This is a genomic window from Streptomyces murinus (assembly GCF_002154555.1).
Taxonomy (GTDB): Bacteria; Actinomycetota; Actinomycetes; order Streptomycetales; family Streptomycetaceae; genus Streptomyces; species Streptomyces murinus.
Genome location: NZ_MUNF01000012.1, coordinates 1 through 10,600 on the forward strand (window position 1 = coordinate 1; position 10,600 = coordinate 10,600).

Below are 10,600 nucleotides of genomic sequence, written 5' to 3' on the forward strand. Positions count from 1 at the left end.
CCGGGCCGGTCCGCGTCACCTGGATTTCCGGATCCGTGGAGAAGTACGGGTAAAAAAGGTAAAGGGGTGCGGAACCATGGGTACCCCCCTCGACGTTCTCCCGGGTGACGGTAGCTTCGTCGGCACGTACAGGGATATCTAGGAAGGGACTCCCAACATGGCTGTAAGCCTGTCCAAGGGTGGCAACGTCTCGCTCTCCAAGGAGGCTCCGGGCCTGACGGCCGTCACCGTGGGCCTCGGCTGGGACGTCCGCACCACCACGGGCACGGACTTCGACCTGGACGCCTCCGCCATCGCGGTCAACACGCAGGGCAAGGTCTACTCGGACGCCCACTTCGTCTTCTTCAACAACCGCACGGGCGAGGGCGCGGGCGACGACGAGGCGATCAACGTCAACCTGGCCGGTCTCCCGGCCGACATCGACAAGATCGTCTTCCCGGTCTCCATCTACGACGCGGAGAACCGCGGCCAGAACTTCGGCCAGGTGCGCAACGCGTACATCCGCATCGTCAACCAGGCCGGCGGCGCGGAGATCGCCCGCTACGACCTGTCCGAGGACGCCGCCACCGAGACCGCCATGGTCTTCGGCGAGCTGTACCGCAACGGCGCGGAGTGGAAGTTCCGCGCCGTGGGCCAGGGTTACGCCTCCGGCCTGGTCGGCATCGCCCAGGACTTCGGTGTGAACGTCTGACGGACCGCCGTCTCCGCCCTTCCCCGGCCGAGGGTCCGGGGAGGGGCGGAAACCCCGGCGCCCGACCCGGTCATGGATGCGCCCGGTCATGGATGCGCCGGTTTGCCCTCCCCGTACAGCCAGTCCTTCCAGATCTCCCCGAAGTCCTGGTCCGGGAAGCGGTGTTCGACGTACGCGGTGAAGTCACCGGTGCTCGCGTTGCCGTACCGGTGCGCGGCCGGCCAGGCGCGCAGGAAGGCGAAGAAGGCCTTGTCACCGACCTTCTGCCGGATCTTGTGGAGCACCATCGCGCCGCGCTCGTAGACCGGTGACGCGGAGATGTGGGCCGCGCCGGAGGGCGTCGCGGGCGGGAACGCCCACAGCGCGCTGTCGTGCTCGTCGTAGTAGTACCGGAAGGTCTTCTCGGCCGAGTCACCGCCGTGGTCCTCGTCCCACAGCCACTGCGCGTACGTGGCGAACCCCTCGTTGAGCCACATGTCCCGCCAGGACTTGGGGGTGACGCAGTCGCCGTACCACTGGTGGGCGAGTTCATGGACGAGGGTGCCCAGCTCGGGGGCGCCGGGGAAGACCGGCCGGTTCTGCGTCTCCAGCGCGTATCCCGCGTCGTCCGGCCGGTCGATGATGGCGCCGACGGAGGAGAAGGGGTACGGCCCGAACGTGTCCTCCTCCCACTTGACGACCTCGGGCAGCTTCGCGAGGACCGCCGCGCTCGCCTTGGCCTGCGTGGGGTCGACCGCGGTGAGCACGGGCAGCCCGCCGGGCCCCTTGGACCGGGTGATGTCGAAGTGGCCGATCGCGACGGTCGCGAGGTAGCTGGCCATGGGCTGGGCGGTGTGCCAGTGGTAGGCCGTACGGCCCGCCCGGCTGGTCTGGTCCGCCAACTCGCCGTTGGACACCGCCTGGAGGCCCTGCGGCACGGTGACGGTGATGTCGTACGTGGCCTTGTCGGAGGGGTGGTCGTTGCCGGGGAACCACGCCATGGAACCGACCGGCTCGCCGAGCCCGAGCGCGCCGTCGGCCGTGGGCAGCCAGCCCTCCGCGGAGCCGTCGGGATCGGTGAGGGTGCCGGGGACCCCGGAGTAGCGGACGGTCGTACGGAAGGTGCTGCCCTTGCGCAGATCGTCGTGCGGCCGGACGGTGAGCTCCTGTCCGGCCCGGTTGTAGCGGGCGTCCCGGCCGTCGACGCCGACCGAGTCCACATGCAGCCCGGCGAGATCCAGGTCGAACGCGGACAGGTCCTTGGTGGCGCGCGCCGTGATGACCGCCGTACCGGTGAGGCGGTGGGTGGCCGGGGTGTAGTCCAGGGTGAGGGCGTAGTGGTCGACGTCGTAACCGCCGTTGCCCGCCTTCGGGAAATACGGGTCCCGCAGCCCCGGGCCTCCGGGTGTGCCGCGCACCCCGCCCGCGCATCCGGTGCCGGCGAGAACGAGCGCCAACGCGACCGCGGCGGCCGGTACCAGGCGTACGGATCTGGACATGTCAGCGATCTTAGGCGGAAGCGGATCACCGGCGGGAGACGTCTCCGGGGGCTTCTTGATCACCCCTCCACAAGCTCTCCGCCTGCGAAAACAGCGCCCGGACACAGCGGGCTCACAGGAAAGGCGGAGCCCGGGGACCGGCACCGCCCCCGGCGTCCCCGGCCCGCCGTGACACCATCGAGCCGTGCTCGATATCGGCTACGCCCTCTCCAACCGGTTTCCGGATCCCCCGCAGACCGACTACCGCCGCGCGGACGTGCGCGCGCTGCGGCACGATCTGTTCTGCGGGGATGTGTATCTCGCGGACACCACGTCGGACCGGGAGCTGTCCACAGCCTGGGGATGGGTGCCGGTGCTGGACTTCGCGTGGGCGCTGTGCGACATCGTGGAGCGGCTGGACCGGGATCCGATGGGCTCCCGCGCCGCCCGGCCGCAGCGGGCGGAGCTGGACTTCACCGAGTCCAGTGACCGGCTGCTGTTCGAGCGCCGCTTCGGCTGGGTCGACATCCTGGCCGACTGGCAGCCGCTGGACGAGGCCCCGCTCTCCTTCGCGCACACCGAACTGCGCCGCGAGGCACGGGACTTCCTCCAGGACCTGGTCGCCGACCTCGTCGACCTGCACGAGGACCTGGGTGAGAACCCGGCGATCTGGACCCTCCAGGCCCGCTTCCCGCGCGTCGCGTAACGGGATCGCTCACTCCACGCGTATCCCGAGCGCCGCCGCCAGCACCGGGGCCAGGTCGAGCAGCTGGCCGGTGCCGATCACCGCGCCGGAGAGCCGGTCGAGGCCCCGGGCGATCTCCAGCGGGGCGGCGCCGCGCAGATCGACGTCCTTCAGCGTGGCCCCGGTGAAGTCGGCCCCCTTCAGCGCGCAGTCCACGAACTCCACCCGCTCCAGGCGCGCGCCGCCGAAGTCCGGTTCGACCAGGACGCAGGACTCGAAGACCACGTCCCGCAGCCGGGCCATGCGCAGATTCAGATAGTCGATCTTGCCGCCGCGCACCACGACCCGCTCCAGCACCGCGCCGTGCAGCTGGGTGCCGCCGAGGCGCGGATCGGTCAGTTCGACATCGCGCAGGGTGGCCTCGGACAGATCCGTGCCGACCCCGCGGGGACCGGTGAGCGCGGTGTCCAGCACCCGGGCGTGCCGCAGCTTCGTCCCGTCGACGGCGCAGCCGCGCAGCGCGCAGTCCATGAAGCGGGCGCCCGCCGCGTCCTGGCCCGTGAGGTCCGCGTCCGCGAACTCAAGCCCGTCGTAGTCCCCGTCGGGCTCCAGTCCGTCGCCGGCCCATGGCTCCAGCGGCGGCAGTCGCAGCTCCGGCCGTCGTGCGCCCCGTCCCACCCGGCTCCCGCCGGTCGTTCCCCTCGCCATGGGTCCATGCTGCACCCCACCACTGACAATCGCCGCCACCCACCCCCGACCTGCGCCGACACCCCTTGCCCTCAAGCGCGCTCCAGGTCGCGGTTACGGCACCGTCGGAAAGGTCGTCCCGGAACCCTGAGAAAACCCTGAGAATCAGGGCGAAGTCACCCAGATGCGGCACCTCCCGATCCATGGTGTTCTGGCCAGATGAGCATCGGCCGAACGGGTGAGTCCCGGGCCGCCGCGGAGGGTACGGATCCGCACCGCTGGTGGGGGCTGGTCGTCATCGCCCTGGCCCAGCTGATGGTGGTCCTGGACGCCACGATCGTGAACATCGCGCTCCCCTCCGCGCAGCGCGCCCTGCACATGTCCGACGGCAACCGGCAATGGGTGATCACCGCGTACACCCTTGCCTTCGGCGGGCTGCTCCTGCTGGGCGGCCGGATCGCCGATCTCGTGGGGCGAAAACGCACCTTCGTGATCGGTCTGGCCGGCTTCGCGCTCGCCTCGGCGCTCGGCGGCGCCGCGACCGGCTCCGGGATGCTCTACGGCGCCCGCGCGCTGCAAGGGGTCTTCGCCGCCGTGCTCGCGCCCTCCGCACTGTCCCTGCTGACCACGATGTTCACCGACCCCCGTGAGCGCGGCAAGGCGTTCGGGGTCTACAGCGCGCTGGCGGGCAGCGGTTCGGCGATCGGGCTGATCGTCGGCGGCGTGCTCACCGAGTACCTGACCTGGCGCTGGTGCCTGTACGTCAATGTGCCCATCGCGGCGCTCGCGGTCTTCGGCGCGTTCACGCTGCTGCACGACCGTCCTGGGCACCGGGACGTCCGGCTCGATGTGCCCGGTGTGCTGCTGGGCTGCGGGGGCCTGGTCGCGATCGTCTACGGCTTCGGCGAGGCCCAGCCGCGCGGCTGGTCGGACCCGCTGGTGCTCGCGCTGCTGGCGGCCGGGGTGCTGCTGCTCGTGGCGTTCGTGTGGTGGCAGGCGCGGGCGCCGAGCCCGCTGCTGCCGCTGCGCATCCTGCGCAGCCGGGACCGGGCGGGCTGCCTGCTGACGATGACGTTCGCGGTGATCGGCATGTTCGGGCTGTTCCTGTTCATGACCTACTACCTCCAGGTCGTCCTCGGCTACTCACCGGTCCGCACGGGCCTGGCGTTCCTGCCGATGACCGCCGCGATCGTCGCCGGGTCCACCCAGATCTCGGCGCGGCTGCTGCCCCACGTGCCGCCGCGGCGGCTGCTGGTGCCGGGGATGCTGCTGGCGACCGGCGGGCTGCTGCTGCTCACCCGGCTGACCCCGCACTCCTCCTACGCCGGGGAGATCCTGCCCGCCCTGTTGCTGCTGGGGCTCGGCCTGGGGCTGACCTTCATGCCGGTGTTCGCCACGGCGACGGCGGGGGTCGCGCCGCGGGACGCCGGAGTCACCTCCGCGACCGTCAACACGGCCCAGCAGGTCGGCGGTTCGATCGGTACGGCGCTGCTGAACACCATCGCCACCACCAGCGCGGCGGCCTATGTCGCCGCCCGCCCGCACCGGCCCGGCACGGTCCCGGCCGGCGTCGTGCACGGCTACACCGTGGCCATCGCCTGGGCCGCCGTGATCATGATCGTCGCCGCCCTGACCGCGGGCCTGATGGTGACCGCCCCGGCCCCGAAGCACGCCACCCCGGCCGGCAGCGCGGTACGGGAACCGGTGGGCTGACGGCCGCCGGCCTCAGTGCCGGAGTCAGCGATCACTGAACGGCTGCGGCGACGGCCGAGGGACCGGGGAAGTCTTCCGGGAGCGCATCCATGAGGAGTTCGTCCACGGGCTGTCCAAGCCAGTAACCGGACTTGCGCAGACGCCCAGACTGACGGAACCCAGCCTTCTCATAGGCTGCGATACCGGCCCGGTTGGGTTCCAGCACCTTCAGCCATACCATTCGCAGGGCCCCGAGGTGGAACGCCCAGTCGAGAGTCAGACGGGTCGCTTCCGCCGCGTACCCCTTACCGCGGGCTTCGGGGGCGAGGACGACGACGAACTCGGCGGTCTGCACGAAGGTGTTGATCTGCAACACGGTGACGCCGATGGCCGCCCGATCTTCCAGCCGTACGATCTCGAACTGCTGATATCGGCTGTTACCGCGCTGTCGTTCCCATCCTGACTCGCGGACCTCCCACGCCTGTGCCCATTGGTTGCCGTATCCGAGGATCGTGCGGGCGTCATTTTCCCAACGGTGGTACTCAGGCAGCATGTCCCGGCGGGGCATGCCCAGCGCAAGGCCTTCGCCGATCAGGAGAAGGTGCGGATCACTCACGGTCGGCCGTCCTTTCGGCCCTGGTCGCCGGGCCGGGTCCGTCGGGTGTGTAGGTGGTGGTGTAGAGCGCGGTGTCTTGCGGTTCCTCGACAGGATTCCCTTCCGCGTCGGCAATCCAGGCGTGCAGCCTCACCGGATCGGTCGCCACCCCGTGCCGCCACTCCGCACGCCGTCCTGCCATGGCAAGAAGTACGGCGGCTGCGGTCGACTGCTCCAAGCAGGCCCAACGCGCGGGTACCAGCCGTGAAATCCAGCGCACCGCGCACACAGCGTAGCGGGCCTGCTCCGTGGTCGCGGGCGGAAGCGCCCGCCCGGAGCAGGCCAGCCGAACAAGGCGGGAAAACCGCTTGTCGTGATGACCAAGCGCCCAAGAAGCCATCGTGACCACAAGCGCAGCGACTGCGCCGACACGCCACCGAAGCGACACCCGGACCGAGCTTGGCAGGACTGCCGACACCTCGAAGGTTCCCCAAGAGGGAGCGGCATTCTGAAGTGGTACGACAGTCGTTCCCAGAGCCGCCGCCTCCGGGGAGGCGGGTCGCAGCTCGGTGTGTCCGGTGTCGTAATCGATCAGCACGCAGACGTGAGCGGCGAGCGCGGTCACGATGTTGGTGCGGCTCATCGTGCACCTGCCGCCGTAGAAGTGATCCATCTGGTGCTCGGTGTGTTCTCGACGGCTTCCAGCCACATCTCGGCGGCAAGCACGGACAGCAGTGACGGCCATACGGTCTGCACGCCCAGGGCCGCCGCGTGCACAGCGGCGCGCAGCGGCAGCGGGTCGATGACGCCCATGGCCGCAAGGCGTCCGTCGGTGAGCCCGAGAACACGTGGCAGGTTGATGCGCAGCCCTCGGTGAAAGTCACCGGTGAACAGCCCCTTCGCCGCACGTTGAAGGTGCGCTTCGGGGAGCAGATCGGCGAAAGCATCTGCGAGAAGAGGCTTGTACCGGTGGGCGGAAAAGCGTTCGGGGGCGGGTGCGGACACCACAGCGCGAAGCACGGCTGCGTCGAAGTAGGGATTGTGTAACTCGATGCCCAAGGAGTCGGCCAGTTGGATGTCGGCTTGCGCGGCTCGTGCGACGTTCCTGATGGATGCCACGAGGATCGTGTCGACGTTTCCGCCGCCGGGAACGGGATCGGAAACGGGCACGTTGAGCCAGGCCGGCCGAGGACGAACGCGGCGTCCAATGCGGCTCGCATCACCGTGAAGTGCCTGTGAGAGCAACGGTATCGGGCTCTGCTTGCGCAACCGAGACCAGTCCATCGCGTCACGCACCAGACGCACCCAGTGCCCGCTTCGAGCCAGGTCGGCCAAGTGGACAGGGCCGGGCAAGAAGAGGTTGTCGCCGCCGTCACCGGTCAGGTGACGAGCCGAGCCGTGAGCAGCCGCCGTCCGCAATTGCGCGGAGAACATGGCCCATACGCCCGTTGACGGCGCAGGTTCATCGGTTGCGGGTAGCGGTACGTCGCTCGCGGTGAAGGGCAGATGACGGTCCTCAAATGGGAAGTACGTTCGATCAAGCCCGGGTACGTCGAGCGCCCGCGCGTATTGGAGATCGCCTCCCTCGGCAACACCGGACGGGTAAAGGGTCATAGTGGATACCCGACCTCGTTGTGCGGCCAGAAGCGCCACCGTGGTCGAGTCCATGCCTGCCAGATCCGAGGTGACCGGGGTGCCCCCTGTTACGCGCGTTCGCACTCCTTCATCGAGTGCCCACCGTAATGTCTGGAGCGCAACCTCCAAGGACTGCTTGACCGGGACCCACCAGCGCGATAGTGACATCGCGCCATCCGGAGCCAGGGTCAAGCGGCACCCAGCCGGAACCGGCTCCACCCCGCTCCACGCGCTGCGACCAGAGGCAGGCACGTTCCTCTCCCGCAGGTAGGCCGCGAGCCACTCACCGTCCACGTTCCCTCCGGCCAACGGAGACAGCGCGAGCGAACTCGACCCCCACACCGGCCCGCGCGACGTGATCACTTTGTAGAGGGGACATGCGCCGGCCCCATCGGCAAGCACCTCAACGCAGCCCCGATCGTCCACTCGAACCACGGTGAAGGAACCCGCCCACGAACTCGCCCACGCCGCGAGGTCACGGCTGATCAGAGCGCGCTCCATCTCAGGCGCCGAAGCGGAACACGGACCAAGCACGGCGATCCTGGTGCCATGTTGTTCCGCTGTCCGTACTTGGTCCTGGGCCCAGTCACCGACAACCCACAGCAGGGGATCGGCCCACACCAGGCGGGCACCGACGGGAACGACGGCCTCTTGACCCGGCATGCATCCGCCGAACCACCGCGCTGCCGACTGCTTCAACGGCCCTCCTCATCGCTGATCCGAAGATGGGGGCGGCCAACGGGGGCCGCCAGAGGGGCACCTACATCCGGTGCAGGTGCCCCTCTCGGATCAGTCGTACGGAGTCTGCTTCGACTCCGTACTGTCCTGATCACTCCCCCTCGTCAGGGCGGCGGCGTTCCCCAGAACGATCACTGCGGGCGGGGCCAGGGGATCCACGCCCTCACCATCGCGTGACACCTCGTACTCCTGCGACATTGCGTTCCTCCTCTCGCTTCTGCTCATGCGGGCCATCCATCCGACGGTGTGCCGGTCAACTACCTTGCACAAGAGGGCAGATCAGCCAGCACTCCGGCGGAATCTCATTGAGCTTGCCGGTCCTCGCAACCGGAATCGGGAGCCTGAAGGGCGCCGCTGCCCGGCAACGAGGGGTGCGGCAGTGGCGCGCCCCCCTCCGGCAACGTCAAGACCGCCCAAACGACTTTGCCGACCGGCGACCGAGGTTCGACACCCCAGCGGTCAGCCAGAGCCTCCACCAAGGCCAGCCCCCTGCCGGATTCATCGTCGTCCTTCGCATGCCTCGGCACCGGCTGATCGTCACTCGCGTCCGCCACTTCAACCCGCAGCTCCAGGTCCGACAGCTCAAACCGAACCCTGATCTCACGGCCACGAGGCGTTCTCGCGTTCACGGCGTTCGTCACCAGTTCGGAGAGCAACAGCGTTGCGACGTAAGCGATTTCAGCGTCGACGCACCATATGGCGAGCTCTTGTCGGAGGGCCGCACGGGCACGGCCGACGTTTCGGCGATGGCGAGAGAACTGATACGTCGCAGTCCGCTTGAGGACGGGCGGCGCCGTATCTGCTGACAGGGCCCTTGAGGGCATAGCTCGTCCCCCTGGGGCGAGAGGCGGCACGTCGAGGTCACTGCTGAGTCACCAAGCCGGAACACTCGGTGACAGCGAGCACAGCATGCTCTCGCCCAGCAGTAGAATGCAAGCCTTGCGAATTAACGCCATGCGTTCGAGTGGAGTTGAGTTGCGGCGCGATGGTCGCCCACACTCGCGGTTACCACCGAGGTAGCGAAGGGACCGCGCCGTGTCGGACAAGCGACAACATCCCCCGACTGTCAGGTTGCGACGGCTGGCTGCCGAGTTGCGCCGGCTTCGTTCGTCCGCAGGTCTGACCCGAGAGGACGTAGCGGATAAGGAGGGGATCAACGCGGCCACCCTGTACCGCATCGAGAAGGCGCGTGCCCGGCCACAGAAGCGGACCTTGATCGCCCTGCTGGATCTCTACCAGGCGGACGACGAGCAGCGGGCCGATCTCCTGGCCATCCAGAGCGGTTCCAATGACCAGGGTTGGTTGCGGCCATATCACTCGGAGTTGCCCGAGGAATACACTGCATACATCGGGTTCGAGGCCGAAGCTCGCACTGTGCGTAACTACGAGTCGCTCTTCATTCCGGGCCTTGCCCAAACCGAGGCCTACGCCTGCGCGGTGGTCAAGGGGGTGTTGCCCAAGGCCAGCCAAAGGGAGATCGAACAACGAGTCCGAGCACGTATGGAACGACAGGCGTTGCTCACCAAGGAGCAGCCCCTGCAACTATGGGCGATCATCGATGAGGCAGCGGTGAGGCGTGCGGTCGGCGGCCGCAAGGTGATGCTGGAACAGACACGGCATCTACTCCAGCTCATGGAGGAGCCGAACGTCACGTTTCAGGTGATCCCCTTCGACAAAGGGGCGCACACGGGCATGCTCGGCAGCTTCGTGCACATGGATTTCCCGGACCCCGCAGACCCGGAGTTGGTCTACATCGACACCCCAGCCGGTGATCTTTTCCTGGAGTCCGAGACGGAGATCCGACGCTACAAATCAATGTTCGAGCACCTGCAAGCCATCGCTGTAGGACCGAACGAGAGTGCTGACCTGCTGGCTAAGGTTGCCGAGTGACTGAGAGAAGGTGTGGAGTGCAGTACGACGTTTCCGAGGCTGCGTGGCGGAAGAGCAGTTACAGCAGTGGTAACGGCCAGTGCGTCGAAGTCGCCGACGGCTTCACGGGTATCGTTCCCGTGCGCGACAGCAAGGCTCCTGAAGGCCCGTGCCTCGTCTTCGATGCGGTCGCATGGACCTCGTTCATGAGGACGGTGAAGTCCACCGAACTCGCCTCAGACTGAAGCCCCGTCCCGACGCCGACATCATGCAGCGGAGCCTTTGACCTGCTGAAGGTCAGAGGCTCTACGCGTTTCTCTACCGCCTACTGTTCTCATCGTTCCTTCGGCCGGTACCGATGACCGCCGCGATCGTCGCCGGGTCCACCCAGATCTCGGCGCGGCTGCTGCCCCACGTGCCGCCGCGGCGGCTGCTGGTGCCGGGGATGCTGCTGGCGACCGGCGGGCTGCTGCTGCTCACCCGGCTGACCCCGCACTCCTCCTACGCCGGGGAGATCCTGCCCGCCCTGGTGCTGCTGGGGCTCGGCCTGG

At 68.3% G+C, this 10,600-nt stretch carries 12 protein-coding genes and 1 pseudogene; 6 read left to right on the forward strand and 7 right to left on the reverse strand.

Annotation, left to right across the window (positions count from 1 at the left end; genetic code table 11):
- Positions 1 to 157 precede the first annotated feature (157 nt).
- Positions 158 to 691 (forward strand): TerD family protein, encoded by a 534-nt coding sequence (locus CCN72_RS01080; protein ID WP_086805927.1) that lies wholly within the window; start codon positions 158 to 160, stop codon positions 689 to 691.
- A gap of 86 nt (positions 692 to 777) precedes the next feature.
- Here CCN72_RS01080 and CCN72_RS01085 read toward each other — a convergent pair whose 3' ends face one another.
- Complete coding sequence (locus CCN72_RS01085) at positions 778 to 2,169, reverse strand: M1 family metallopeptidase (RefSeq protein WP_208637886.1); 1,392 nt, start codon at positions 2,167 to 2,169, stop codon at positions 778 to 780.
- A 184-nt stretch (positions 2,170 to 2,353) separates the two neighbouring features.
- Between CCN72_RS01085 and CCN72_RS01090 the strand changes: the two genes are divergently transcribed.
- On the forward strand, positions 2,354 to 2,854 hold the full coding sequence (locus tag CCN72_RS01090) for a hypothetical protein (RefSeq protein WP_086805928.1): 501 nt from the start codon (positions 2,354 to 2,356) through the stop codon (positions 2,852 to 2,854).
- A gap of 9 nt (positions 2,855 to 2,863) precedes the next feature.
- On the opposite strand, the gene CCN72_RS01095 is transcribed toward CCN72_RS01090, so the two are convergent.
- Positions 2,864 to 3,541: a pentapeptide repeat-containing protein gene (locus tag CCN72_RS01095; RefSeq protein ID WP_086805929.1), complete on the reverse strand. Its 678-nt coding sequence runs from the start codon at positions 3,539 to 3,541 to the stop codon at positions 2,864 to 2,866.
- A gap of 198 nt (positions 3,542 to 3,739) precedes the next feature.
- On the opposite strand from CCN72_RS01095, the gene CCN72_RS01100 reads away from it, so the two are divergent.
- A complete protein-coding gene (locus tag CCN72_RS01100; RefSeq protein ID WP_086805930.1) occupies positions 3,740 to 5,233 on the forward strand; it encodes an MFS transporter in 1,494 nt (497 codons plus the stop codon).
- A 31-nt stretch (positions 5,234 to 5,264) separates the two neighbouring features.
- Here CCN72_RS01100 and CCN72_RS01105 read toward each other — a convergent pair whose 3' ends face one another.
- The 5 genes from CCN72_RS01105 to CCN72_RS01120 all read right to left on the reverse strand — a co-directional run bounded on the left by CCN72_RS01105 (position 5,265) and on the right by CCN72_RS01120 (position 9,004).
- A complete protein-coding gene (locus tag CCN72_RS01105; protein WP_086805931.1) occupies positions 5,265 to 5,828 on the reverse strand; it encodes a GNAT family N-acetyltransferase in 564 nt (187 codons plus the stop codon).
- Positions 5,821 to 6,480, reverse strand: a complete 660-nt coding sequence (locus CCN72_RS01110) for a lasso peptide biosynthesis B2 protein (RefSeq protein WP_244174097.1) — start codon at positions 6,478 to 6,480, stop codon at positions 5,821 to 5,823. The genes CCN72_RS01105 and CCN72_RS01110 overlap by 8 nt, the downstream gene beginning before the upstream one ends.
- Entirely contained in the window at positions 6,447 to 8,141 is a 1,695-nt protein-coding gene (locus tag CCN72_RS01115) for an albusnodin/ikarugamycin family macrolactam cyclase (protein ID WP_279630210.1), read from the reverse strand. Before CCN72_RS01115 ends, CCN72_RS01110 begins: the two co-directional genes overlap by 34 nt.
- Before the next feature lie 90 nt (positions 8,142 to 8,231).
- The gene (locus tag CCN72_RS41345) at positions 8,232 to 8,414 is read right to left on the reverse strand and encodes an albusnodin family lasso peptide (protein WP_341868859.1); all 183 of its coding nucleotides are present in this window, start codon (positions 8,412 to 8,414) and stop codon (positions 8,232 to 8,234) included.
- Positions 8,415 to 8,482: 68 nt separating this feature from the next.
- Positions 8,483 to 9,004 (reverse strand): ATP-binding protein, encoded by a 522-nt coding sequence (locus tag CCN72_RS01120; RefSeq protein ID WP_086805933.1) that lies wholly within the window; start codon positions 9,002 to 9,004, stop codon positions 8,483 to 8,485.
- A 211-nt stretch (positions 9,005 to 9,215) separates the two neighbouring features.
- On the opposite strand from CCN72_RS01120, the gene CCN72_RS01125 reads away from it, so the two are divergent.
- From CCN72_RS01125 to CCN72_RS01135, 3 genes and pseudogenes are all read left to right on the forward strand, one after another.
- Complete coding sequence (locus CCN72_RS01125; protein ID WP_086805934.1) at positions 9,216 to 10,070, forward strand: helix-turn-helix domain-containing protein; 855 nt, start codon at positions 9,216 to 9,218, stop codon at positions 10,068 to 10,070.
- A 17-nt stretch (positions 10,071 to 10,087) separates the two neighbouring features.
- On the forward strand, positions 10,088 to 10,294 hold the full coding sequence (locus CCN72_RS01130) for a DUF397 domain-containing protein (RefSeq protein WP_086805935.1): 207 nt from the start codon (positions 10,088 to 10,090) through the stop codon (positions 10,292 to 10,294).
- Between the two features lie 107 nt (positions 10,295 to 10,401).
- Positions 10,402 to 10,600: pseudogene (locus CCN72_RS01135) on the forward strand (MFS transporter); the annotation flags it as partial.

What these genes read in the sequence shown, in the direction of transcription:
- CCN72_RS01080 (WP_086805927.1), top strand. Translation starts at nt 158, where the DNA reads ATGGCTGTAAGCCTGTCCAAGGGTGGCAACGTCTCGCTCTCCAAGGAG.
- CCN72_RS01085 (WP_208637886.1), bottom strand. Translation starts at nt 2,169, where the DNA reads ATGTCCAGATCCGTACGCCTGGTACCGGCCGCCGCGGTCGCGTTGGCG.
- CCN72_RS01095 (WP_086805929.1), bottom strand. Translation starts at nt 3,541, where the DNA reads ATGGCGAGGGGAACGACCGGCGGGAGCCGGGTGGGACGGGGCGCACGA.
- CCN72_RS01100 (WP_086805930.1), top strand. Translation starts at nt 3,740, where the DNA reads ATGAGCATCGGCCGAACGGGTGAGTCCCGGGCCGCCGCGGAGGGTACG.
- CCN72_RS01110 (WP_244174097.1), bottom strand. Translation starts at nt 6,480, where the DNA reads ATGGATCACTTCTACGGCGGCAGGTGCACGATGAGCCGCACCAACATC.
- CCN72_RS41345 (WP_341868859.1), bottom strand. Translation starts at nt 8,414, where the DNA reads ATGGCCCGCATGAGCAGAAGCGAGAGGAGGAACGCAATGTCGCAGGAG.
- CCN72_RS01120 (WP_086805933.1), bottom strand. Translation starts at nt 9,004, where the DNA reads ATGCCCTCAAGGGCCCTGTCAGCAGATACGGCGCCGCCCGTCCTCAAG.